This window comes from Pseudomonas violetae (assembly GCF_023072615.1).
Taxonomy (GTDB): domain Bacteria; phylum Pseudomonadota; class Gammaproteobacteria; order Pseudomonadales; family Pseudomonadaceae; genus Aquipseudomonas; species Aquipseudomonas violetae.
In genome coordinates this window covers 1-24,065 of the sequence record NZ_JAKNRW010000052.1, presented here as the reverse complement: position 1 = coordinate 24,065, position 24,065 = coordinate 1, and the positions used below count along the sequence as shown (strand labels likewise).

Below are 24,065 nucleotides of genomic sequence, written 5' to 3'. Positions count from 1 at the left end.
TATGCGCGGGCGCTTGGCGTACAGCTGTTGTTCGTTGGCCAGTTCTGCCTCGAGGCTGGCGATGTCGCTGGACAGCTGTTCACTGTCGAATGTCGGTGCGGCCACCTTGGGCTTGGCTCCGGCCTTGAGCTTGGCGCTGATGGCGCTGCTGCTGGCGCTGGCGGCGAACATCGGCGCCGGTAGCATGACCGGCGGTTTTCGCGAGACGTTCAGTCACTGGCTGGAACAACGCCTGAGCGCCGAGCTGTATATCAACCCACAGAGTCCGGCGCAGTCCGAAGAAATGTATGCCTGGCTTGAACAGCAGCCGCAGGTCGAGGCGGTGCTGCCCAACTGGCAGGTGTCGACGCAATTGCAGGGTTGGCCGACGGACGTGTTTGGCGTGATCGACCACCCAACCTATCGCCAGCACTGGCCGCTGTTGGAGGCCCAGGGTGACGACCCCTGGAAGCGCCTGGCGAGCGACGATACCGTGATGCTCAGTGAACAGCTTGCCCGCCGGTTGAAGGTACGCCTGGGGGACTCGTTGGCAATCGCGACGCCGGGTGGAGTCTGGTCGCCGCAGATCATCGGTCTCTACGCCGACTACGGCAATCCCAAGGGCCACGTGCTGGTGAATGACCGACACTTGCTGCGCCACTGGCCACAGCTGACGCCCAATCGATTCAACCTGCGAATTGACCCAGCGTCGATTCCGGATTTGCTCACCACGCTACAGGCGCGCTTCGCTCTGGATGACAATCGAATCGTCGATCAGGCGCGGCTCAAGGACTGGTCCTCACAGGTGTTCGAGCGCACCTTCGCCGCGACCGCGGCCCTGAACAGCCTGACCCTGGCGGTGGCGGGGGTCGCTTTATTCATCAGCCTGCTGACCCAGAGCCAGAGTCGCCTGGGGCAATTGGCGCCACTGTGGGCGCTGGGCGTGACGCGGCGCCAATTAATGCTGCTCAACCTGGGGCAAACCTGGCTGCTGGCGGTGCTGACCCTGGTATTGGCGCTGCCGTTGGGCATTGCCCTGGCCTGGTGCCTGGATGCCGTGATCAATGTCCAGGCATTTGGCTGGCGCCTGCCGCTACGAGTGTTTCCGTGGCAGCTGTTGCAACTGATGGGGCTAGCCCTGCTGGCGACACTGCTGGCGTCGGCTTGGCCGCTGTATTCCTTGTATCGCACGCAGCCGGCGGATCTGCTGAGGACTTTTGCCCATGAGGGTTAAGCTCGCGCTGCTATTGATGATCCTGCTCAGCGGCTGTGATCAGCCTGCACCGGTGGAAAAGGGCTTTGCCGGCCTTGGCAGTGGCGCCTCTGCCTTTACCCCGGTCGTGCCGGGGCGGGTGTTCAACTTTCCGGCGGATCACGGGCCCCATGACGGTTTCCGCATTGAATGGTGGTACGTGACCGCTAACCTCAAGGACGCTCAGGGGCGCGAGTTTGGCGTGCAATGGACCTTGTTCCGTAGCGCACTGAAGGCCGGTCCTACGCCAGCGGGCTGGGCCAACCAGGTTATTTGGCTGGGGCATGCGGCAGTCACTTCGGCCACCGCCCACCACGCTGCCGAGCGTTATGCCCGGGGTGGCGTGGAGCAGGCGGGAGTCGGTCTCGCGCCGTTCAATGCATGGATCGATGACTGGCACTTCAGCAGCCGGGAGGGCGATGCGCTGGCCGAGTTGCAACTCAGCGCGCGGGACAAGGGCTTCAGCTACAACTTGCGGCTGACGTCTACACGCCCGGTGGTATTGCAGGGGGATCAGGGCTTCAGCCAGAAATCCGAGCAGGGCCAGGCGTCGTATTACTACAGCCAGCCGTTTTTCCAGGCCAGCGGCGAGCTGGAGATTGATGGCACCCGCTATCAGGTCACAGGCCCGGCATGGCTGGATCGTGAATGGAGCAGTCAGCCACTGACCGCCAACCAGACAGGTTGGGACTGGTTCTCCCTGCACCTGGACAGTGGCGAGCAGGTGATGCTGTATCGCATGCGGCAAAAAGACGGCGAGCCTTACCTCACCGGTACCTGGATCGATGCCCTCGGGCGGACCCAGGCGTTACAGGCCAGCGACATCAGCCTGGTTCCCGAGGGCACCGCGAAGGTGGCCGGACGGACGATGCCTGTCAGTTGGTCGATCAGAATTCCCGGCAAACAACTCGACATTCGCCTCCATGCGCTCAATCCGAAGGCCTGGATGGATCTGCGCATTCCCTACTGGGAAGGCCCGGTACGCCTGAGCGGTAGCCACGGCGGCGAGGGGTACCTGGAAATGACCGGGTATTAGCCGCGCAAACAGCTTGGAACTCCAGCCAGCCTGCAGGTCTCTACCGTAAGAACCCCTGCCAGGAACCCGAAGTTCCTGAAGCCTGAGGAGGCCAGCAATGACACCGATAACCGAAACGCAACACCCGGACGAGCCCCGTCCACCGGGGGAGGTCGAGCGCGACAATGATGCGTTGCGGCCCACTGACCCGAATCGCCGCAAGGAGAAGGCCGAAGGTACCGACAGTGGAGAATCTACCGCGCAGGAGACGGCTGACAGTCCTTGATCAGGCCCTGATTATTTGAATAGCGTTTTTTCAAAGTTACGTTTGAGACCGTCAATTTTGATGGTCGAACCGGTGCGCCCTTATTTTATTGCATGATATTTAAAGTGACATTTTGTTAAATGTAATGTCGATAAATTTCATCTTCTCGTTCGGGGACTTATCCTGAAACCTATATTAAAATAGTGCCCGTTCGCCTAGTGTGCTGGCTCTTTACCAGTGCACGGATTGCCAAGGTCACTGCACTGGGCGAACTCCTCTGAATAAAGCACTGCAAGCTTTGCAGCGCTTATAAAAGGCCAACCATAAGGTTGCTTTTTCTGCGTTTAAATTGCGAATGCCATCTCTACTAATGGAGTGCCTGGTTTCCAGAGCCGAAAAATTGCCCAGTTCCTGCTGAAACGAACTGCCACGGCTGATGGTCAATGAAACACGCACATCGACCTGGAGCGACTTCGACATGAAAATTCTGATGGTTCTGACCTCCCACGACCAGTTGGGTGACACCGGCAAGAAAACCGGTTTCTGGCTGGAGGAATTCGCTGCACCGTATTTTGCCTTCAAGGACGCCGGCGCCCAGTTGACGCTGGTGTCGCCTAAGGGCGGCCAGCCGCCCCTTGATCCGAAAAGCGATGAGCCGGAAGCGCAAACCGCCGCCACCGAGCGCTTTCGTAAAGACTCTGCGGCGCAGTCCGCATTGGCTTCCACCGCGTTGCTGAGCAGCGCCAGGGCCGAAGACTACGATGCGGTGTTTTATCCGGGAGGCCATGGTCCGCTGTGGGACCTGGCCGAGGATGAGGTGTCGATCGCATTGATCGAAGCGTTTTACCAGTCTGGAAAACCCGTCGCGGCGGTCTGCCATGCGCCGGGGGTGTTACGTCACGTCAAGGCCGCCGACGGCCAGCCGCTGGTAAAAGGCAAGCGAGTGACGGGCTTTACCAACTCAGAAGAAGAGGCGGTGCAACTGACCAATATCGTGCCGTTTCTGGTGGAGGACGTGCTCAAGGCCAATGGCGGGATCTACTCCAAGGCTGATGATTGGGCCAGTTACGTGGTGACCGACGGGTTACTGCTGACGGGGCAGAACCCGGCGTCGTCCGAGGCGGTGGCTGAAGCACTCCTGACAAAGCTGCGCTGACGCCTTCGCCGCATACGTTCACCCTTGTAGCAGCTCCACCAGCGGCTACAAGGATGTGCAACCCGGTATCAGGCAAAACACTGCTCGATCGAGCGCCGCTGTGTTTCGGCATACAGCGCCAGTTCATCCATGGTTGAGCGCCCCAGGGCCTCTTCGAAGGCCTGGCGGTTGGAGTGCTCGCCGTAGTGGCTCTGTGCGGCATCGCCGAGATTGGACTGAAATATCCCCGCCGCACTGACCGGCAGGAAGTCCTCGTAGACCAGCGGCTCCACTCGCAGATAGCCATCGCGCACAAGATCCTCCAGCGCCAGGGTTTGCAACTCGCCCGCCGCTTGACCCTTGTCCGTGACGAAATAGCGGAAGTACGCCAGCTCTTGCTGGCGCATGCCCTCGAGCGTGTCGGGAAACTCGCTGAAATGCCGCTCCATCAACCCGTTGTAGCGAGCAGCGTTGCTCTCGTTGGGAAACTCGCCGAGTTCATCCCGGGCCGCGTTGAGCAGGCGGTCATACAAGGCGCGACCTTTAGGAGTCAGCGCGGCACCCCGTTGTTCGATCTCGCCAAAGCGGGCGCTATGGCTGCCGCGACTGTACAGTTGATCGGTGAAGGTAATTGGCTCGTCCAGCGCCTTGAAACTGGTCTGGCGCAACAAAATCGGACACCGCCGACGAGGCGGGCCTTCGACCACTGCCTTGGGGGTGATGCCATGGGCGGGCATCTGCGCCTGCACGATGTCGATGTCCAGGGTGCGCGGCGTCAGGTGGTTGATGTGCGGGCCCTTGAAGGCCACTACATCGGCGATCAGGCGATGCTGGGCGCTGAGTTTCTGGTACTGCTCGGCGGTGACGGTGGCGCTGTGGTGCCAGCGGAAGGTTTCCAGCGCCTGCTCGACGAACTGCTGCGCATGGTCTTCGCTGAGGCCGCCCTCGCGTTCTGCGCGTTCGACAAGGTGCAGCGCCGTCGGGGTGAAAATCCTGCGCTTGGCCAGCACGGTCTGGGCGAAAGTACGCAACGCTTGGTCCTCGATCAGCTCCAGGCGCAACAGTGAGGTGAAGACTCGAAACGGACTGACTTGCAACGCGGCTTCGTGTACCGCGCGAAACGCGGTGGAATGCACCGGCACGCCCGCCGGGGTCAGGTCGTAATAACCCACCGGCTGCATGCCCATCACCGCAAACAGGCGGGCCAAGGTGGCCAGTTCGTCCGCCGTACCCACGCGGATCGCGCCATGGCGTTCCAGGTCCAGGCGCTGGATTTCGCCGGTACTCTCCAGTTGTCGCGCCACCTGCGGATCATTTTGCAGCACGTGACGGTTGGTTTGCTCTACCAGTTGCATCAGCGCGCCGTACAGCGGGACTTCTTCGCGGTACATGTCGGACATCGCTTTGGAAAAGCGTTGGCGGATCAGGTCGGGACTGACGAAACTGGGGTGGCTCATGAAAGATTTTCCTGGCGCTGGACGTGAAGGATGGGCAAAAGATCGCAGCCTTCAGCGTCCCCGACAAACGAAGAATCTTCCGAACTTCATTCTGCCAAGGACTGCAAACAGCGATTACACCGGCAGGTGTGAACGCTGGGATGCCAGAAATTCGCGATACAGCCGCGCCGTGTGCTCAGGCTGCTCGACCATCGGCATATGCCCGACGCCTTCGCCGATCTCCACCCGCAAGTCGGCAATCCCCTTGCTCCAGACCGCGACACTGCTGACATCGATCAACCGGTCTTTGCGGCCCCACACCAGCAATGCCGGGCACTTGATATCGTCCAGCCTTGGCTCCATCGGCGGGCTGGCGCGAAAATCCCTGAAGATTTCCTCCAGCTCATCGCGAGACTGTTGATAGCGTTGGGCAAACGCATCCAGCACGACCCCCGGCACCCAAGGCGGATTAGCCATGGTCATGGCATAGAACTGGCGGAATTCCTCCCGGGAATGGATCAGGAACGGATTGTGTCCCTTGCCCAACTGCCGCTCCAGATCACTGATCTCTGGGGCGGTGACGCCTGCAGGGTCGATCAGCGCGACCGACGCGATCCGGTCCGGGTAATTGGCGGCGAGCCAGGCAGCAATGTAACCGCCCATGGAGTTGCCGATCACATGCACTTTTTCCACGCCGCAGACGTCGAGCAACTGGATCATGCGCTTGGCCTGGAGCGGAATGTCGTAGCCGCCGCCGGCCTTGAACCCGGTTTCGCCATGGCCGGCAATATCCGGAATGATCACCCGATAGTGACCGACAAAATGCCGGGCGAAACGCAGCCACAGGTTCTTGTCGGCACTGTAGCCATGCAACATCAGCACACTACTGGTGGCCTCGTACGGTCCGCCTTGCCAGGTCGAGACGGTCATCTCGGGGATCGGCACGACGATCTTGTGCAGCCGGTACAGCTTGGCTTCGATTGCGGTGCTCAAGTCATACAGCAGGAAACCGATAGCGGGATAGCTCAACCAGCTCCAGGCCACGAAAACAGCGATGGCGACAACTAATAAAAGCATCAGCGTCTTCCTTCTATCTGGCGAATCAGGAGAGCAGGTGATCGGCGGGTTTCAGCGCCCGGGTGAGCCGGTGATAGCTGAAACTGAACCCCGGGAACATGGCGATTACGTGACCGCTCTTGCTGTGATACCAGCTGTGGCAACCACCGGACTTCCATACCGTGCGCTCCATTTCTCTGTGGATCATTTCAGTGTAGGTACGTTCCGCCTCGGGGCGCACTTCGATGCTGCGTAAACCCTGTTTTTTTAGCGTGCCGATACAATCGAGAATGTAGTTCATCTGCGATTCGATGATGAACAGGGCCGAAGTATGGCCAATTCCCGTGTTGGGCCCGGTGACAATGAACAGATTGGGAAACTTCGGCAGGCTGGTGCCCAGGTAGGCTCGGGGGTACTGCGCCCAGACATCCTGCAGGCGTGTAGCGTCTTTTCCGTAGACCGGGTAGGAAATCACCCCATCGGTGGCGTCGTAACCGGTGGACCAGACGATCAGGTCCACTTCGATGTGCTGGCCATCGGTGGTCACAATGCCGCTTTCATCAATTTGGGCAATCCCTTGTTCGCGGCTGTGCAGCGTCACATTGCTGCGCCCGAGCGCTGGATACAAGGTGCTGGAGACAATCACCCGTTTACAGCCGATGGTGTAATCCGGGGTCAGCTTGCGCCGCAATTCGGGGTCGGTCACCTGGCGCTTGAGAAAACCCAGTGCCTGTTGCTGGACCAGGCGGATCGCCGGCCTGGAATACTTGAAGGCAATCACCCGGGTTTCAAATTGCCAGTAGATCATCCAGCGCAACAGCTTATAGGCGGGCTTGAGCCCCAGCAGCCAGCGCTGGAACCGGCCAAACCGGCGGTCTGCCCGGGGCAGTACCCAGTGCGCAGTACGCTGGAACACATGCAGTTGCTGGACGTGCGGTGCAATCGCCGGAATCACTTGGGCCGCACTGGCGCCGCTGCCGACGATGGCCACGCGTTTGTTCCGGTAGTCGTAGGAGTGGTCCCAATTATTGGTGTGAAAAGTCTTGCCCTTAAAGCGTTCCTGGCCTTCGAAACGGGGCACCACTGGCTGGCTCAATGGTCCGGTGGCGTTGATCAGGAACTGCGCCTGGAACGTCCCCCGTGAGGTGTGCACCACCCAGCGCCTGTTGTCATCGTCCCATTCAATGCGCTCGACATTGGTTTGCAGCTCCACCTTTTCACGCAATCCAAAATGCTCGATCACGTGTTCGGTGTAGCGCTGAAGTTCGGCCTGTTCGGCGAACATCTGTGTCCAGGGGAACGGCGCAAATGATAATGAATAGAGGGGCGAGGGCACGTCCACCGCAGCGCCGGGGTAGGTATTCTGGCACCAGGTACCACCGAAGAAATCCCGCCGTTCCAGCAGGCGAAAATCATCGATACCGGCCTTGAGCAAATTGATCGCCGCGCACTGGCCGCCGAATCCGCTGCCGATGATCAGCACTTGAAAGATTTGCATGGATTTCCTTTTTAGTTGGCGCGCTCCCTTCATGTATAGCTAAACATTCGTCCCGCGTACTGGCGCAACCTTGTGGCTCAATGATGCGGACCCGGCGCTGTATGAAGCCAAGACCACAGGGCGCCATCGGGTTATCTGCAGCGATGAAAGCCGGTCTTGGGTTACTCCTTGACGCTCATAAACTCCTCAGCCCAACGAATGTATTCCTCAGGCTGGGTATAGGTATGCGTCAATTCCGTAGCACTCAAATCCGATGCCTGGGTAAAAATCTGCCGCTGCTCGCGCAGGCTGTCATAGGTCGCCTTGATCGCCGCAAAATACGCCCCATGCCCATCGATAGTGACCCGCACGCCCAGTTCTGCCAGACGCTTGTCATCGCGCAACAGCGGGTTGCCATAGGTCACCAGCATCAAAGGCACAGTCAGGTGCTCGGCAAGCTGTTCAAGATGATCAAAGTCACGCACGCCCACCAGGCAAATCCCGTCCGCCCCGGCACGTTGATATTGCTGGGTGCGGCTGATGATTTCCTGTACGGGCAGGATGCCGGCGTTGGTGCGGGCGATGATTGCCATCTCCGAGTCAACCCGGGCTTCCAGTGCCGCGCGGATCTTGCCGACGCCCTCGGCGACCGAGATCAGGTCGGTGGATTTGCGTCCGAATTGCGCCGGCAGCAAGGTGTCTTCGATGGTCAGGGCGGAGATTCCCGCGCGCTCGAGTTCAACGATGGTGCGCATCACGTTCAGCGCGTTGCCGTAGCCATGGTCGGCGTCGGCAATGACCGGCAGCTGGGCGACGCGGCCGATGCGCGTGGCCTGCTCCGCGAACTCGCTGAGGGTGATCAAGGCAAAATCGGGGGCGCCAAGCACCTGCAGCGACGCGACCGAACCGCCGAGAATGCCCACTTCGAAACCCAGGTCTGCGGCAATGCGTGCCGACATCGGGTCAAACACCGAAGCGGTGTGGTAGCAGGTATTGGATGCGAACAGCTCGCGGAAGTTGCGGCGTAAATCTTGATGAGAAAGCCTGGACATATAAGTTCCACCAATGAAATGGACGGGCTTGAGCAAAAGTGTCAACGCCGAAGAAACAAAAGGCTATCACGCGCGCGCAGGGAGAATGATGACGAATTTACGGGGTCGCCTGCCAAAGGGCTTGGCAGGGGGGATCAAGCGGCGGCCGCCTCTGGCAGTTGGTCGACCAGTGGTACGGCCCTTACCGAGGCGCCGGGCTGCAGTTGCAGGCGCTTGGCGGTGAGACGATCGACCACCAGGCTGGTGCCCACCTGCCGCCCATGGGCGGCCGTGATCCGGCAGTTTTCCAGGCGGCGATTGTAGATCAGCCAGAGCGGCGCCTGATCGTCCGGTGTGCCGATGACCAGCGTCAGCGCCTGGCTGTCGCGTACCGTGCGGATGTCGGACACCGAGGCCTCGATGACCGGCCCGGCGTCAAAGATGTCGATGTAACCCTGATGGGTAAATCCTTCGGCGGTGAGGATCCGCAGCGCCGGTTCGGTGTTCGGATGGGCCTTGCCGATCACCGCCTGGGCCTGCTCGGTCAGCAGGCAAGTATAGAGAGGCTGGCGTGGCATCAGTTCGGCGACGAACGACTTGCTGCCCATGCCGGACAACTGGTCTGCATGGTGGAAGTCCTTTTTGAAAAAGTGTCGGCCCAGGCTGTCCCAGAAGGGTGAGCAGCCACCGAGGTCGGCATGGCCACGCAGTTCGGCAATCAGCCTGTCGCCGAACAGGTGGGTGAACTCTGCCACAAACAGCAAGCGTCCCAGGGACAGCAACCTGCCGTTGCTGCCCGAGCGCTGGTCGGGGCGCAGGAACAGCGAGCAGAGTTCCGACTGCCCGGTCATCTCGTTATTCATGAACAGTGTCGGGATCTGGCGCTCAATCCCCAGGTCTGGCGACGAACAGTGGGTGAGCCCAACCCGATAGTTGTACCAGGGTTCGCGCAGGCCTACGGCGCCCTTCAAGGCGCTCACACCGACGATTTGCTGCTCGTCGTCCTCAAGCACGAACAGGTAATCGGCATCGGCGCGCTCGACCTGCTCGGCAAACGTGCGCCTGGCCCAGCGAACCCGGTGCACCAGTCGATCTTCGTTGGCGGGAAGACTGGTGAACCCGTGGCCCGCCTGCCGTATCAGGGCATGCAGGGCGTGCAGGTCAGTAGCGTTGACCGGACGCACGATCATCGCGCCACTCCCTGTACATGCTTGGCCGGAACCTGTCCCGAGGCGAGCCGTCGACGGCTCTTCACAGCGTGACCAGGCGGATCAGGCTGCCTTCTTGCACATTCAACGCTGCGCACATTTGCGGGTGTAACTCCACGGGTTGCCCGGCACGCACGTCCAGGTCGGCAACGATTGCCCGGAAATCCCTGAGCGAGTCATTGCTGACCAGATACCGGCCGCGCGCATCGATGGCGGTACCCGGCCTGACGATGCCAGTGAGCCCCTGGTTCACAGACCGGATACAGGAAAGACGCGCAAACAGGGTCGGACCACCGTTGAACAGATCGACATAATGGTTGGTCTTGAAACCCTCGCGTTCGAGAATATCGAAGGCTTCCTGGCCATCCGGATGGAGGCGACCGATGCACGCCTGCGCAGCTTGGGGCAACATCGGCACATAAATCGGATAATGCGGCATGAGCTCCGCCAGGAAGGTCCGGCTCTCCAGCCCACACAGGCGCTCGGCCTCGGCGTAGGGCAGGTCGAAGAAATGCTTGCCCACCGCGTCCCAGAATGGTGAATGGCCCTCATCATCGCTGAACCCGACTATCTCGGTGATCACCGAATCGGCGAAACGATGGGGGTGAGCACCGATGAACATCAGGCGAGCCCGTGACAGCAATTCGCTGAACCGGCTCCCGACCAGGGGCGCCTCGACATGAAAGCTGCGCAACAAGGTATGCCCGCTCAGGTCGTGACACAGCGACAATGCGGGTACTGCGTGCTCGACGTTGAGTTCCCGCGAGGTGGCTATGTAGTCCCGGTGGCGCAGGTTGTAGAAGGGCGCGTCGAACCCCGCCGTGGCGAGGACTTCCGAACAGCCCACCAGGCGTTGTGTGTCGAGGTCTTCCAGTACGAAGAAGTAATTCTGCGATCCTTGCCCGGCCGCGTCTTTTTCAAATGAGTCGCAGGACCCGATGATCCGCTCGCGCAGTCGTCCGGTATCGTTCGGCAGGGACGTCAAGCCCAGCAGGCTTTCCCGGGCGAGTCGTTGCAACTGGGGCAGATCGCTCAATTCGACTGGACGCAAGACCAGCATGGATGCACTCCTGTATCAAAGTGTCTGGTGACAAGCACCCGACCTGACTATCACTGTCGGTTTCCACGCATTGCAGGGGCGGCTCACCTGACTGGCTTCAGGCGCCACTCTTCATGTTTTTCAGCTTTTCACGACGCTGGCAGGGGCATGGCGAGTCGTTTAACGGGGTGACACCGGCACAGCTATGCCACACAGGCTACGGGGTAAAGGAAGTGGTGGTTCTGAATGTTCAGAGAGGGCATCCGGGCTCCTGCTGGATGTGTTTCGTTTAATTTACAGGTCGTTGGATCCAGTATTTATGCAACGCGTCTTGGCTGTCTAGTGATTTTTTTCAGGGCTTTTTTCTCCCTTGGACACGGCGTGAGGCCTGTCAGTAAAGGGCTACAGGCATGGCCGTAGTTCGTGTAGGTCACTCGCCAACCGGCATGTCAGACGCTGCCATTTTGTACGTAAGAAAACACCTGCCCGCAATCAACGGCGTGTTACCGTTTCCTGACTTTTTGCAGCGAGCATTACCAAGTGCAGGCGACCCGTTTGACCTTGATCTGTCATGCCAGAACCGCCGCACAAAAATTGGCGCGGTTTCCTACAAATGAGCCGTTGGAAATGGATTGGAAATCTGCACAGGGTTCACGCAGTCGCCAGTTCAGAACCTCTTCAAGAATCCTGTCGGCCCCGGAACTGCGTGCACGGCAAACCGCTGCTTTGTTCGGCCGCGAGATCGAGACGGTGGATGCGCTACGCGACTGCGACTTCGGTCGATGGCGCGGCGCGCAGATCGATGACCTGCACAAGGCCGAACCCGAAGCACTGCAGGGCTGGCTGGAGGATCCCGAATCGGCGCCCCATGGAGGCGAGTCGGTAGCCGCGCTCAATCACCGGGTAGCGGCCTGGCTGACCTCGCTTGAGGCGACACCCGGGCACATCGTGGCCGTCACCCATCCGTTCGTGATTCGTGCGGCGTTGACCTGGGTGTTGCAAAGTGCGGCGTTCAACCAGGTTGATGTTGAACCACTATCGATCATCGAACTGCGGTTCAACGGGCGCTGGCGTTTTCGTTTAACAGGCGATGTTCACGAGGAACCGCAGCCATGAAACAAATCCTGGTGATCGGCATCGGCGCCGGCAACCCCGACTACATCACCCTGCAGGCGGTCAAGGCGTTGAACAGGGCCGACGTGTTTTTCCTCATGGACAAGGGGGAGAGCAAAGACAAACTCATCGACCTGCGTCGCGAAATCTGTGAGCGCTACATTACCGATCAGGCCTATCGCTTCGTCGAGGCCACTAGTCCCGAGCGTGAGCGTGGGGAGGTGGACTACCGGGCCAGTGTGGAAGAACTGAACATGGCCAAGCAGTTGACCTTCGAGCGCCTGATCCATGAGGAAATGGCCGACGGCGAGTGCGCAGGTTTCCTGGTGTGGGGCGATCCGGCACTGTACGACAGCACCATCAGGATCTTGCAAGCGATCCTCGCCTCAGGCCGCTGTGAGTTCGAGTTTGAGGTAATCCCCGGAATCACCAGCGTGCAGGCCCTGTGCGCGCAGCACAAGATGCCACTGAATCGCATCGGCCAGTCCATTGAAATCACCACCGGGCGTCGTCTGGCGGCGGGGCAGGTGGGCGATGCGGACAGCCTGGTGGTGATGCTCGACGCCCAGGATGCCTACCACCAGGTGGCGGATTCAGAGACCGAGATTTACTGGGGGGCTTATCTGGGTACTCCGGACGAACTGTTGATCAGTGGCAAGCTCAAGGATGTGGCGCAGGAAATCGAGCGGGTGCGCAAAGCGGCGCGGCTGGCCAACGGGTGGATCATGGATACTTATCTGTTGCGTAAACCTTGAACCAGGCGCCGCCTGTCATGGCGTCTTCGCGAGCAAGCCCGCTGCCACAGGGATCGAGTCAACACTGCTGATCCCCTGTGGGAGCGGGCTTGCTCGCGATAGGGCCCGTGGCCACACCTCAGGATTCAACGACAACCCCACGCCCAAACCGCTCTCGATACACCGATGGCGGCACCCCCACCACGCTACGAAACGCCACCCGGAAGCTTTCCACCGAGCGATAGCCACAGCGCTCGGCAATCTGTTCGGTATTCTCGCGGGAGCCTTCCAGCAATTCCCGGGCCCGGCCCACGCGTTCATGTTGCAGCCAGGCTTTGGGCGACATGCCGGTCGCTTTGGTGAAGCGGCGCAGGAAGGTGCGCTCGCTCATGGCCGCTTCGCTGGCCAGATCGCGCACCTCCAGCGGCTGGTGCACGCGCTCGCGAGCCCACTGCATCACACGCGAAAGGTCGCTGCGCGCCGCCACACTGACCGGAGCCGGAATGAATTGCGCCTGGCCGCCGGTGCGTTGAGGCGACATCACCAGGCGGCGCGCTACCGAGTTGGCGACCTGGGTACCGAAGTCTCGGGCCACCAGGTGCAGGCAGGCATCGATACCCGCGGCGCTGCCTGCCGAGGTGATCAGTTGGCCTGCATCGACATACAGCACCTGCGGATCCACTAGGATCTCGGGAAAGCGCTCAGCCAGTTCGGTGCTGTAGCGCCAGTGAGTGGTGGCGCCGTGGCCGTTGAGCAAGCCGCTGGCCGCCAGCACGAACACCCCCGAGCAGATCGACAACAACCTTGCGCCCCGGACATAGGCCTGGCGCAGGGCTGCGAGAAGCGCCTCGGGCACCGGGGCACTGCGGTCGCGCCAGCCAGGAATGATGATGGTGCGGGCCTCTTCCAGCAGTTCCATGCCGCCATCGGCCAGCACCCGGATACCGCCCGTGGCCCGCATCGGCCCTGGGTCCACCGCGACAATGCAATGGGTATACCAGGGGAAATCGAACTCCGGCCGGGCCAGGCCGAAGATCTCTACGGCGATGCCGAACTCGAATGTGCACAGGCCGTCGTAGGCCAGGATCGCGACCAATCCAGGGGCGGAATGCATTTGGCGGAAACTTCCCGGTAAGTGTCTTGTGCGCCACTGTAGCCCGAAGCGTGCGGCCGATAAAGTCATCCCACAGCCATCAACACTCAGGAGTACCGCCCATGACCAGCTTGGTCCGTGAAATTCCCGCCGCGCCTTCGGCCATCGCCCTCATGCATTTCAGTAATCGTCTGACGTTCGAAACCGATTGCTCCGACGTCTACGCCAGCCAACAGTTCGGTGAGGTGGATTTCGTCCTGGTCGACGTTAGAGGTCCCTTGGCGTTCGAGCGCGGCCACGTGCCGGGTGCGATCAATATGCCGGGGCGGACGCTTGCTGCCGAAGCCCTGGCGCACTACCCGAAAACCAGTTTGTTTGTGGTCTATTGCGCCGGTCCGCACTGCAATGGCGCGAACAAGGCGGCAGTGAAGCTGGCCGCGTTGGGTTACCCGGTGAAGGAGATGATCGGCGGGGTGACCGGGTGGCTGGATGAGGGGTTTATCCTCAGTGATGCAGTGCAGCGCGCCGTTTCCCCGGAACTGGGCTGCGAATGTTGAGCCCGCCTTAAGCCAGGTAAATGCACCCCGCGCCACCCGGCCATTTGGCAAGGTGGCGCGAATCCTCTTCAACCGGGCCATCACACTGATCATTACTACTGTGTTCTTGTAAGTATTTGTCGCCTGGACATAATTTGCCGGCCTGTAGCCGCTCTAGACTGCCTGCCACTTCGGTTTTCACCGACCGAAAGCGACCAATCCAACGCTGCCAATAAAAACCTCCGCACACAGGAGTTATGAATGAAGAAGCTAGTGATGTTCGGTGCCCTGGCACTGTCGATGCTGTCCCTGACCGCCGTGGCTGACGAAGCCAAGCCGATCCGTATTGGTATTGAAGCCGGTTACCCGCCATTTTCGATGAAGACTGCTGATGGCAAACTCACCGGTTTTGACGTGGATATCGGCGACGCACTGTGCGAGCAGATGAAGGTCAAGTGCACCTGGGTCGAGCAGGAATTCGACGGCCTGATCCCGGCATTGAAGGTCAAGAAAATCGACGCCATCCTGTCGTCCATGACCATCACCGACGACCGCAAGAAGAACGTCGATTTCACCATCAAGTACTACCACACCCCGGCACGCTTCGTGATGAAGCAGAGCAGCGAGGTCAAGGATCCGCTGACCGAACTCAAGGGCAAGAAAGTCGGCGTGCTGCGTGCCAGTACCCATGACCGCTTCGCCACTGAAGTACTGCAGCCTGCAGGCATCATCCTGGTGCGTTACGGTTCCCAGCAGGAAGCCAACCTGGATATGGTCTCCGGTCGCCTCGACGCGACGCTGGCCGACTCGGTCACCCTCGACGACGGTTTCCTGAAAACCGACGCTGGCAAGGGCTTCGCGTTTGTCGGCCCGACCTACGAAGACGCCAAGTATTTCGGCGGCGGCGCGGGTATTGCCGTGCGCAAGGGCGATACGGCACTGGCGGAGAAATTCAACGCCGCTATCACTGAAATCCGTGCCAACGGCAAGTACAAGCAAGTGCAGGACAAGTATTTTGATTTTGACGTTTACGGTCATTAATCAAAATGTTTAAAAAAGTGGCAACCGTGGACGCGGTTGCCATTTTTTTTGTTGAAATTGAGGCTGAAATTTTTGCGGATCTCCACAGGCTCTCCACAGGAGATTTCAGCCCCATTACTGCAGGAGTTCTCCATGCAACGCATCGACCACCCGCTGCCCTGGAGCCACCTGGGCACAGAGCGTACCCTCAGTGTCTTTCGTTACGGCGAGGGCACCCGTAAGGTGTATATCCAGGCCAGCCTGCATGCCGATGAGTTGCCGGGTATGCGTACTGCCTGGGAATTGAAGAAACGCCTGGGCGAACTCGAAGCCCGGGGGCAGTTGCAAGGCGTGATTGAACTGGTACCGGTGGCCAACCCGATCGGCCTCGATCAGCATCTGCAGGGCAGTCATATGGGCCGCTTTGAACTCGGCAGCGGCAAGAATTTCAACCGCTCGTTCGTCGAACTCAGCACACCCGTCGGCCAGTTGATCGGGGATCGGTTGGGCGCTGATGCTGTCGCCAACATCGCCCTGATTCGCCAGACCATGGCTCAGGTGCTCGACAGCTTGCCCGCCCCTATGTCGCAACTCGAAGCGATGCACCGCGTGCTGCTGCGCCATGCCTGCGATGCCGATATCACCCTGGACCTGCATTGCGATTTCGAGGCGGCGATCCATCTGTATGCCTTGCCGCAACACTGGCCGCAGTGGCAGTCCCTCGCGGCTAGATTGCACGCCGGTGTTGCATTGCTCTGTGAAGATTCCGGTGGCAGCTCGTTCGACGAATCCTGTTCTTCGCCCTGGTTACGCCTCGCACGGGCGTTCCCCGAGGCGACGATTCCACCTGCCAACCTGGCAACTACGCTGGAATTGGGCAGCATGGGCGACACCCGGGTCGATCAGGCACAGGCCAATTGCGAGGCGATCCTGGGCTTCCTCGCCGAGCAGGGTTTGATCAAGGGTGAATGGCCGCCGACGCCACACGAATGCTGTGAAGGCATGCCGTTCGAAGGCACCGAGTATCTGTTTGCGCCTCATCATGGCGTGGTCAGTTTCTTACGCGAAGCCGGGGAGTGGGTTGAAAAGGGCGACCCTTTGTTCGAAGTGGTGGACCCGTTGAATGATCGGGCTACCACGGTGTGTGCCGGGACCCGTGGAGTGTTGTTCGCGATTGATCGCGGGCGGTATACCCAGCCGGGGACATGGCAGGCGAAGGTGGCGGGGCGCGAGCCGATTCGGGTCGGGAAGTTGATCAACGACTGATAGCCAGGTTCTCTTGTGCCTGCAAGTCCGCTTCGCGAGCAGGCTCGTTCCCACAGGGGATGCATTTCACTTGTGGGAGCGAGCTTGCTCGCGATGGGGCATGAACAACGTCGAGGGCTTCACAGTGTTAGGCTTCAATCCAATCCTGCACCTGTGAAGGAAGGTTTATGTTGAAGTTTTTCGCTCTGCTGACACTCCTGGCGTCCACCGCCGTCCATGCTCAAACCCCGCTGCAATCCGATCTACCGCTCAAATACCTCGAGCAGACCCACGCCGATTCGCGCAATCTGCCCCTGGTGATTTTCCTGCACGGCTATGGCAGTAATGAACAGGACCTGTTCGGCATCAAGGATGAGTTGCCCGAGCAATACAACTACCTGTCGGTACGCGCGCCGATGGTGATGGAAGAGGGCAGGTACCAGTGGTTCCGCCAAAAAGGCCAGGGTGCCTACAACGGCGAAACCGACGACCTGAAAAACAACGGCCGGGTCCTGCTGGATTTCATCACCCAGGCCGCCAGCAAATATCACACCGCACCCAATAAGGTATTCCTGGTGGGTTTCAGCCAGGGGGCGATCATGTCCTACGAGGTGGCGCTGCGTCATCCGCAGGCGTTGGGGGGGATCGCGGCGCTGAGTGGGCGGATTCTGCCGGTGCTCAGGTCCGAGCTCAAACCCGATGAAAAACGCCAGCAGCTGGCAATCTTCATCGGCCATGGCACCGCAGACGAACGCCTGCCCTACGTCGATGGCACACAAGCCAACAGTTTTTTGCAAAGCCTGTCACTCAAGCCCGAGTTTCATGCCTACCCTGGGGTGGGGCACAGCATCAGCGCGGCCGAAATGCAGGACTTGAACGCCTGGCTGCAACGCCTCAACCCTTAGGTTTATTTGCCACTGAGCATCCGCTTGATCAGGGTTTCATGCGCCGCTATGTCGCCGGGACGGGAGATCACCCGGACCACGGCCATGTGACTGCCGGAGGCGGCCATCAGCGTGGTGTTGAGGGTTTGCCCTCCGCCCTGGGTGGCCGTGCTGTCGACCTGGCGCACCCCCAGGCCGGTGCCTTTGAGGGTCAGGCTTTTCTCGCTCAGCTTGTTGTAGTCGGGGAGGGCCTTGCGTTGCGCAGCGTCAAAATCCGCCGCAGTGCCGTCGAGAAAGGCGCCGTCATTGTCCTTGACCTTGATACCCTCGGGCAGGCTGTTTTCTGCGGCAATCACCACGGTCTTGGTGGTTTCATTGGCGTACATGGTCCCGCTGGCGCCCGAAGCGCTGGCCGGCAATGGCGTAGCGACGAAGCCTTTGGGCAGGGTAAAGATGAACTTTCCGCCCAGCATCGACACCTTCTGCGACGACGCGGTGCTGCTGGTGGCCTTGGCCGCCTGAGCATTCAGGGCCCCCAGGCTGGCAGCGACCGCCAGCAACAGGACAACGGCTTTCTTGCTCAACAATGACATTCGGGATCTCCAGGGACAGGCGTGTTAGCCGCGATCGTGTAAACCGCGATCATCCCATGCCGCGTGCGAGTCGCTCCAGTACCGACGCTCGGTTAGTCACTCGCTGGAAGCCTGGGCGCGCACGCTGACCGCAGGTTTTGCCAGCAGACGCCGGGTCACTCCGAGCATGGCCACCGATACCGCCACGCCAAGGGCAAAGGCGCTGAGGCCCATCTGGGGCAAAGCCAGGGCCAATACCAGGCAAAAGGTGGCAAACGAATACATCCCGGTCGCCGTGGCACGCAGCAACGCCGCAGTGAACGCCGGCCCCCGGGTTTGCTGGGAGAACACCGCCATTACGCTGCCCAGCACCGGGAACACCGCGAGCAGGCCGCTCCAGCGCTCGCCCACCGTACTGGCCAACAAGGTAACCGCCAAGGTCAGCAGGGCGCCGGCGATCATGCGCCACAGCAGTTTGTCAGATTTGGGGGCGTTGCCTGGGGCCACAGGCTGTACCGATGGAAACAGATAGGGCGCAGCCAGTAATGCACTGGCGGCGGCGATGACCGAAAACAGCAGCGACGCCGGAATCAACGACAACACCACCGCTGACACGGCCCACACCGCTAACGAGATACTCAGTGCCGCCGGCCAGCTGCTGCGCTGCGCGACCTGGGCGTAGGTGACACAGAAGGCAATCATCGCAAACATCGCCGACAGCGCCGCGGTGGCCGAGCGGGCGGCAAATGCTTCGCCTTGTTCGATGGCAAGGAAGAACAGGATCGGCCCGACCACCACCGGCAGTCCCGACAGCCACCCGGCGACGCTTGGGCCCCAGCGTTTGCCCGCCAGGGAGATAAGTAGCAGAAATCCGGGAATGACCAGCAGTTTGAGCAGTAGCACGCACGCGTCTCCGTCCTGTGTGAGCCTGCCACGTTAGCATGCGGCGGGCGGATTGTTGTATGGCTTTGCGCTTTTTGTATACAACACTCAAGGCTTGTACGCTTTTGGTTTTGGCGTATAAGTTTTGGACATTATCTGCGCTGAACCGAGCCCATCATGAACCGCTCCCGATCCATTCTGCGTCATAGCCTATGGCTGCTGGCCTTGCTGGCCAGTCATGCGCTGGCCAACTGGCAGGAATCGTTGCCTGGCGCGCGGATCATTGGCACCGGCGAGTTTCGCTGGTTTGGTTTCGGTGTCTACAACGCCCGCATGTGGAGTGCAGCCCGTCCGTTGGCGAGCGACCAGCCGTTTGCCCTTGAGCTCATTTACCAGCGCAAGATTTCCCGGGACGACCTGGTTCAGGCCAGCGTCGATGAAATCAGGCGCCTGTCGGGCGAGTCAGTGAGTGCCATGCAACTGGCGGCATGGCAGGGTCAGATGCAACAGGCATTTGTCGATGTACAGGCCGGGACGCGGATCACCGGGGTGTATCTGCCGGGGCAGGGGGCACGGTTTTTTGTCGGCCAGCGCTTGCAGCACGAGGTGAACGACCCGGCATTCGCCCGGGCGTTTTTTGATATCTGGCTTGACCCGCGAACGCGTAATCCGCAGTTGCGCGAGCAATTGATGGGATTGGCCACATCCCCGTAACGGGGATCGTGTGGAGCCCGGTGCGACAGCTGTCACACCGGGTGTGTTGCCAGGCTGCGCGGTTCTTCGTGGGTCCCCGCGCCGCCTGATGAACGCTTTACGCCCGCTCGATTGCCAGCGCCACGCCCTGGCCGCCACCGATGCACAAGGTGGCGAGGCCTTTCTTGGCATCGCGCTTGATCATTTCATGCAACAAGGTCACCAGCACCCGGCAGCCCGATGCGCCGATCGGGTGGCCGAGGGCAATGGCACCGCCGTTGACGTTGACCTTGTTCAGGTCCCATGCCAGTTCCTTGGCCACCGCCAGGGATTGTGCAGCGAAGGCTTCGTTGGCTTCAATCAGGTCCAGTTGATCGATCGACCAGCCAGCCTTGTCCAGGCAGCGGCGAGTGGCCGAGACCGGGCCGATGCCCATGATCGCCGGGTCAACGCCCGCATTGGCATACGCGGCAATTCTTGCCAGCACGGGCAGCCCCAGCGCCTTGGCTTTTGCCGCGCTCATGAGGATCACGGCAGCGGCGCCGTCGTTCAGCGACGAAGCGTTACCGGCCGTCACCGAACCGTCCTTTTTAAAGGCCGGGCGCAGTTTGCCCAGGGCGGCGGCGCTGGTGTCGGCTCGCGGCTGTTCGTCGGTGGCGAACGACAGCGGTTCACCCTTGCGCTGGGGAATCAGGATCGGCGTGATTTCATCGACAAAACGCCCGCCTTCAATAGCCGCCAAGGCTTTCTGTTGCGAGGCCGCGGCGAAGGCGTCCTGTTGCTCGCGCGTCAGGTTGTACTGCTCAACCAGGTTCTCGGCGGTGATGCCCATGTGGTAATCGTTGAACGCATCCCACAGACCGTCGCTGATCATGGTGTCGACGATTTGTGCGTGGCCCATGCGCAGACCGGTGCGTGCACCGGGCATGACGTAGTTGGACAGGCTCATGTTTTCCTGGCCGCCGGCGATCATCACCTCGGCGTCGCCGCAGCGAATGGCCTGGGTGGCCAGGTGCAGGGCCTTGAGGCCTGAACCGCAGACCTTGTTCAAGGTCATGGCTGGCACGGTGAACGGCAGGCCAGCCTTGATCGCGGACTGGCGTGCAGGGTTCTGCCCGGCGCCGGCAGTCAGCACCTGGCCCATGATCACTTCATCCACTTGCGCCGGGTCGAGCCCGGTCTGCGCCAGCAACTGACGGATCACCGCAGCGCCCAGGTCCACGGCGGACACACCGGCCAACGCGCCCTGGAAACTGCCGACGGCGGTACGCGTAGCGGCAACAATTACGACGTCTTGCATGGAATGATTCCTCACTGCGCAGCGAACTGCATTTGCGGAACGTGATCAGGCACGATCAGTTTACCCGCGGTCTTGGCGACGATTTCTTCGACGCTGACCCCCGGAGCACGCTCCTTGAGAATGAACGCGCCGTTTTCGATTTCCAGATAAGCCAGGTCGGTCAGCACGCGCTTGATGCAACCGGCACCGGTCAACGGCAGGCTGCATTTTGCCAGGAGCTTGGACTCACCGTCCTTCGAGGCGTGGGTCATGATGACGATGATGTTGTCCGCGCCGGCCACCAGGTCCATGGCGCCGCCCATGCCCTTGACCAGCTTGCCGGGGATCATCCACGAGGCGATGTTGCCTTGCACGTCGACTTCGAAGGCGCCCAGCACGGTCAGGTCGACATGACCGCCGCGAATCATCGCGAACGACTCGGCCGAGGAAAAGATCGATGCGCCGATGCGTGCGGTCACGGTTTGTTTGCCAGCGTTGATCATGTCGGCATCGATGGTTTCTTCAGTAGGAAACGGACCCATGCCGAGCAGGCCGTTTTCCGACTGCAGCATGACTTCCATGCCTTCGGGGATGTAGTTGGCGACCAGGGTCGGAATGCCGATGCCCAGGTTCACGTAGAAGCCGTCCTGCATTTCGCGGGCGACGCGTTGAGCCATTTGTTCGCGGGAAAGTGCCATTGTTGTTATTCCTTCAGTTCGGGCCGGGGGCAGGTGATCACTTACGCACGGTGCGCTGTTCGATGCGCTTCTCGAACGTGCCGCAGATGACCCGGTCGACGTAGATGCCAGGGGTGTGGATCTGCGCCGGGTCCAGCTCGCCCGGTTCGACGATTTCTTCGACTTCCACCACGGTGACCTTGCCGGCTGTAGCGGCCAGCGGGTTGAAGTTCTGCGCGGTATGGCGATAGATCACGTTGCCGAAGTGGTCGGCTTTCCAGCCTTTGACGATGGCGAAGTCACCGGTAATGGATTCTTCCATCAGGTACTGGCGACCGTGGAATTCGCGCACTTCCTTGCCATCGGCGACCGGGGTGCCAACACCGGTGGCGGTGAAGAAGGCCGGAATGCCGGCGCCGCCCGCGCGCATTTTTTCGGCGAGGGTACCCTGGGGCGTCAAGACGACTTCGATTTCCCCTTTGAGCAATTGGTCTTCAAACAGTTTGTTCTCGCCGACATACGAGGCCACCACTTTGCTGATCTGCCGGTCTTCCAGCAGCACGCCGAGGCCAAATCCGTCGACGCCGCAGTTGTTGGACACCACAGTGAGGTCGCGTGTGCCCTTGCGCTTGATCTCGGCGATCAGGTTTTCCGGAATCCCGCACAGACCGAAGCCACCAGCGATCACGGTCATGCCGTCTTCAAGACCTGCCAGAGCTTCCTCGTAGGAACTCACTCGCTTGTCGAAACCTGCCATATGCACCTCTTTTATTCTTTATGGGCGGCTGGCTAGCCGAATAACTGAAGTGTCTCGCTGGGAGATTGATTTGTTAAGTTGATTTTTAGCAAGTATTAATAGATAAAACTCACTAATCAATGGGGGGAGCGCAGGCGACATGACCGTTAAACAGATTCGTGCCTTCCTCGCCGTCGCCCAGAGCTTGAGTTTCGCCGTGGCCTGCGAGCGCCTGCACCTGTCGCAATCGGCGTTGAGCCTGACCATCAAGGCGCTGGAGGAGGGCTTGGGCGGGCGCTTGTTCACGCGCAACACCCGCAACGTCGCGCTGACGGCAGAAGGCGAAGCGCTGGTGCCCCTGGCGCGGCGCCTGATCGCCGACTGGGATAACGCCGAGGACGAGTTGCGCCAGCGCTTCACCCTGCAACGCGGGCGAGTCACGCTGGCGGCGATGCCCTCGTTTGCCGGCAACCGGCTGCCGCCAATCCTTAAGACCTTTCGCGCGCGTTACCCCAAGGTCAACGTCACGGTGAATGACGTGATCAACGAGCAGGTCCTGGAGATGGTGCGGGACCGGCAGGTCGAATTGGGCGTGGCGTTTGAGCCGGCTACCAGTTCGTCGCTGGCCTTCACGCCGTTGTACATGGATCGTTTCGTCGCAGTGGTGCCCCAGGATTCACCGCTGGCGCGCCTCGACGATATCGCCTGGAAGACGTTGCTGCAGGAACCGTTCATTACCTTGCAGCGCCCGTCTACGGTGCGAGTGATGCTCGAGGAGCACCTGCAGGCGCGTGGAATGAAATTGCCGGTGGAGTTCGAAAGCCATCAGTTGGCGACCGTGGGCCGTATGGTTGCCAGTGGGCTGGGGGTCAGCGCGGTGCCGGCGTTGTGCGCCGGGCAGATGCGTGAATTGGGCGCGCATTGCCTGACCCTGCGGGACCCGGTGATTGAGCGGGCGATCGGGGTGCTGACCAAGCCTGGGGTGGAGTTGTCGGCGGCGGCGCAGGCGTTGTTTGATGTGCTGAAACAAGAGCACACGGGTCAACAATGTTCATGACAAGACGCCTTCGCGAGCAAGCCAGCTTCCACCGGGTCCTTGGTAAATCAGGTGGACAGGTGCTGCGCCAGCAACGGCAGCAGCTGTTCGCACGACGCTTCTATCTTCAGGTCTAGCAGCTCATCGGCCCGCGTTTTGCCCAGATTGATCGCAATCAACGGCTTGCCCTGATCCGCCACTGCCCGACACAAGCGAAACGCCGAGTACGCCATCAGCGACGATCCCACCACCAGCAATCCGGCGGCCTTTTCGACCGCCGCCATGGCCTTGGCGGCCGTTGCCTGTGCGACGTTTTCACCAAAAAATACCACATCCGGTTTCATCCGCTCGCCAGCACAATGGTGGCAACGCGGCACCTGGAAGCGCGCTTCGAAGGCTGGGTCGAGCAAGGTGTCGCCATCCGGCGCCTGCACCGCATCGACGCCTGTCAGGTAAGGGTTGTGTTGTTCCATCAGGTGCTGGATGGCGTCACGTTCGCTGCGCTGCCCGCAATCCAGGCACAGCACCCGCTGCAGACTGCCATGCAGTTCGATGACGTCATGGCTGCCGGCCTGATCGTGCAGGGCGTCGACATTCTGCGTAATCAGCGCGCTGATCCGCTGGCGGCTCTGCAATCCGGCCAACGCCTCGTGCGCCACGTTCGGCTGGGCC

General features: G+C 60.6%; 25 protein-coding genes and 2 pseudogenes. 13 read left to right on the top strand and 14 right to left on the bottom strand.

The window, feature by feature from the left end; genetic code table 11:
• Positions 1-105: pseudogene (locus L9059_RS31140) on the bottom strand (energy transducer TonB); the annotation flags it as partial.
• Between the two features lie 13 nt (positions 106-118).
• Between L9059_RS31140 and L9059_RS28875 the strand changes: the two are divergent.
• From L9059_RS28875 to L9059_RS28860, 4 genes and pseudogenes are all read left to right on the top strand, one after another.
• Positions 119-1,213: pseudogene (locus L9059_RS28875) on the top strand (ABC transporter permease); the annotation flags it as partial.
• Positions 1,203-2,267, top strand: a complete 1,065-nt coding sequence (locus L9059_RS28870; RefSeq protein WP_247294403.1) for a lipocalin-like domain-containing protein — start codon at positions 1,203-1,205, stop codon at positions 2,265-2,267. The pseudogene L9059_RS28875 and the gene L9059_RS28870, both read left to right, overlap by 11 nt.
• A 97-nt stretch (positions 2,268-2,364) precedes the next feature.
• Positions 2,365-2,532, top strand: a complete 168-nt coding sequence (locus tag L9059_RS28865; protein ID WP_247294402.1) for a hypothetical protein — start codon at positions 2,365-2,367, stop codon at positions 2,530-2,532.
• Between the two features lie 457 nt (positions 2,533-2,989).
• Positions 2,990-3,667 (top strand): type 1 glutamine amidotransferase domain-containing protein, encoded by a 678-nt coding sequence (locus tag L9059_RS28860; RefSeq protein WP_247294401.1) that lies wholly within the window; start codon positions 2,990-2,992, stop codon positions 3,665-3,667.
• Positions 3,668-3,735: 68 nt separating this feature from the next.
• Here the strand turns inward: L9059_RS28860 and hglS are convergent, their stop codons facing one another.
• From hglS to L9059_RS28830, 6 genes are all read right to left on the bottom strand, one after another.
• Positions 3,736-5,103, bottom strand: a complete 1,368-nt coding sequence (gene hglS, locus L9059_RS28855) for a 2-oxoadipate dioxygenase/decarboxylase HglS (protein ID WP_247294400.1) — start codon at positions 5,101-5,103, stop codon at positions 3,736-3,738.
• 114 nt (positions 5,104-5,217) lie between these two features.
• Complete coding sequence (locus tag L9059_RS28850) at positions 5,218-6,159, bottom strand: alpha/beta fold hydrolase (RefSeq protein ID WP_247294399.1); 942 nt, start codon at positions 6,157-6,159, stop codon at positions 5,218-5,220.
• Positions 6,160-6,184: 25 nt separating this feature from the next.
• Positions 6,185-7,636, bottom strand: coding sequence for a flavin-containing monooxygenase (locus tag L9059_RS28845; protein ID WP_247294398.1), 1,452 nt, complete (start codon positions 7,634-7,636; stop codon positions 6,185-6,187).
• Positions 7,637-7,797: 161 nt separating this feature from the next.
• The gene (locus L9059_RS28840; protein ID WP_247294397.1) at positions 7,798-8,667 is read right to left on the bottom strand and encodes an isocitrate lyase/PEP mutase family protein; all 870 of its coding nucleotides are present in this window, start codon (positions 8,665-8,667) and stop codon (positions 7,798-7,800) included.
• 134 nt (positions 8,668-8,801) lie between these two features.
• Positions 8,802-9,836, bottom strand: a complete 1,035-nt coding sequence (astA, locus tag L9059_RS28835) for an arginine N-succinyltransferase (RefSeq protein ID WP_247294396.1) — start codon at positions 9,834-9,836, stop codon at positions 8,802-8,804.
• A gap of 61 nt (positions 9,837-9,897) precedes the next feature.
• The gene (locus L9059_RS28830) at positions 9,898-10,914 is read right to left on the bottom strand and encodes an arginine N-succinyltransferase (RefSeq protein ID WP_247294395.1); all 1,017 of its coding nucleotides are present in this window, start codon (positions 10,912-10,914) and stop codon (positions 9,898-9,900) included.
• Positions 10,915-11,303: 389 nt separating this feature from the next.
• Here L9059_RS28830 and L9059_RS28825 point away from each other — a divergent pair, with 389 nt between their 5' ends.
• Genes L9059_RS28825 through cobF form a run of 3 tightly spaced genes read left to right on the top strand, consistent with a single transcriptional unit; the run spans position 11,304 to position 12,761 of the window.
• Positions 11,304-11,510, top strand: a complete 207-nt coding sequence (locus L9059_RS28825) for a hypothetical protein (RefSeq protein ID WP_247294406.1) — start codon at positions 11,304-11,306, stop codon at positions 11,508-11,510.
• Entirely contained in the window at positions 11,434-12,009 is a 576-nt protein-coding gene (locus L9059_RS28820) for a histidine phosphatase family protein (protein WP_247294394.1), read from the top strand. The genes L9059_RS28825 and L9059_RS28820 overlap by 77 nt, the downstream gene beginning before the upstream one ends.
• On the top strand, positions 12,006-12,761 hold the full coding sequence (gene cobF, locus L9059_RS28815) for a precorrin-6A synthase (deacetylating) (RefSeq protein WP_247294393.1): 756 nt from the start codon (positions 12,006-12,008) through the stop codon (positions 12,759-12,761). Before L9059_RS28820 ends, cobF begins: the two co-directional genes overlap by 4 nt.
• A 118-nt stretch (positions 12,762-12,879) precedes the next feature.
• Here cobF and ftrA read toward each other — a convergent pair whose 3' ends face one another.
• Positions 12,880-13,854: a transcriptional regulator FtrA gene (gene ftrA / locus L9059_RS28810; RefSeq protein ID WP_247294392.1), complete on the bottom strand. Its 975-nt coding sequence runs from the start codon at positions 13,852-13,854 to the stop codon at positions 12,880-12,882.
• A gap of 101 nt (positions 13,855-13,955) precedes the next feature.
• Between ftrA and L9059_RS28805 the strand changes: the two genes are divergently transcribed.
• From L9059_RS28805 to L9059_RS28790, 4 genes are all read left to right on the top strand, one after another.
• Positions 13,956-14,390 carry a rhodanese-like domain-containing protein gene (locus L9059_RS28805; RefSeq protein ID WP_247294391.1) on the top strand — a complete coding sequence of 145 codons (435 nt, stop codon included), beginning with the start codon at positions 13,956-13,958 and terminating at the stop codon, positions 14,388-14,390.
• Between the two features lie 240 nt (positions 14,391-14,630).
• The gene (locus L9059_RS28800; protein WP_247294390.1) at positions 14,631-15,410 is read left to right on the top strand and encodes an ABC transporter substrate-binding protein; all 780 of its coding nucleotides are present in this window, start codon (positions 14,631-14,633) and stop codon (positions 15,408-15,410) included.
• Positions 15,411-15,542: 132 nt separating this feature from the next.
• Entirely contained in the window at positions 15,543-16,655 is a 1,113-nt protein-coding gene (locus L9059_RS28795) for a M14 family metallopeptidase (protein ID WP_247294389.1), read from the top strand.
• Positions 16,656-16,822: 167 nt separating this feature from the next.
• On the top strand, positions 16,823-17,539 hold the full coding sequence (locus L9059_RS28790; RefSeq protein ID WP_247294387.1) for an alpha/beta hydrolase: 717 nt from the start codon (positions 16,823-16,825) through the stop codon (positions 17,537-17,539).
• Between the two features lie 2 nt (positions 17,540-17,541).
• Here the strand turns inward: L9059_RS28790 and L9059_RS28785 are convergent, their stop codons facing one another.
• Positions 17,542-18,111 carry a DcrB/PsbP domain-containing protein gene (locus L9059_RS28785; RefSeq protein ID WP_247294385.1) on the bottom strand — a complete coding sequence of 190 codons (570 nt, stop codon included), beginning with the start codon at positions 18,109-18,111 and terminating at the stop codon, positions 17,542-17,544.
• 96 nt (positions 18,112-18,207) lie between these two features.
• The gene (locus L9059_RS28780; RefSeq protein WP_247294383.1) at positions 18,208-18,993 is read right to left on the bottom strand and encodes a hypothetical protein; all 786 of its coding nucleotides are present in this window, start codon (positions 18,991-18,993) and stop codon (positions 18,208-18,210) included.
• Positions 18,994-19,149: 156 nt separating this feature from the next.
• On the opposite strand from L9059_RS28780, the gene L9059_RS28775 reads away from it, so the two are divergent.
• Positions 19,150-19,686, top strand: coding sequence for a chalcone isomerase family protein (locus tag L9059_RS28775; RefSeq protein ID WP_247294382.1), 537 nt, complete (start codon positions 19,150-19,152; stop codon positions 19,684-19,686).
• 97 nt (positions 19,687-19,783) lie between these two features.
• Here L9059_RS28775 and L9059_RS28770 read toward each other — a convergent pair whose 3' ends face one another.
• From L9059_RS28770 to L9059_RS28760, 3 genes are read right to left on the bottom strand one after another with little or no spacing between them, the layout of a single operon-like run.
• Positions 19,784-20,965, bottom strand: a complete 1,182-nt coding sequence (locus tag L9059_RS28770) for an acetyl-CoA C-acetyltransferase (protein ID WP_247294381.1) — start codon at positions 20,963-20,965, stop codon at positions 19,784-19,786.
• A gap of 11 nt (positions 20,966-20,976) precedes the next feature.
• A complete protein-coding gene (locus L9059_RS28765; protein ID WP_247294380.1) occupies positions 20,977-21,642 on the bottom strand; it encodes a CoA transferase subunit B in 666 nt (221 codons plus the stop codon).
• 37 nt (positions 21,643-21,679) lie between these two features.
• On the bottom strand, positions 21,680-22,378 hold the full coding sequence (locus L9059_RS28760) for a CoA transferase subunit A (protein WP_247294379.1): 699 nt from the start codon (positions 22,376-22,378) through the stop codon (positions 21,680-21,682).
• 139 nt (positions 22,379-22,517) lie between these two features.
• Between L9059_RS28760 and L9059_RS28755 the strand changes: the two genes are divergently transcribed.
• The gene (locus L9059_RS28755) at positions 22,518-23,414 is read left to right on the top strand and encodes a LysR family transcriptional regulator (protein WP_247294378.1); all 897 of its coding nucleotides are present in this window, start codon (positions 22,518-22,520) and stop codon (positions 23,412-23,414) included.
• A gap of 47 nt (positions 23,415-23,461) precedes the next feature.
• Here the strand turns inward: L9059_RS28755 and L9059_RS28750 are convergent.
• Positions 23,462-24,065: Sir2 family NAD-dependent protein deacetylase (locus L9059_RS28750; protein WP_247294377.1), on the bottom strand; the 604-nt coding region annotated here is incomplete at its 5' end.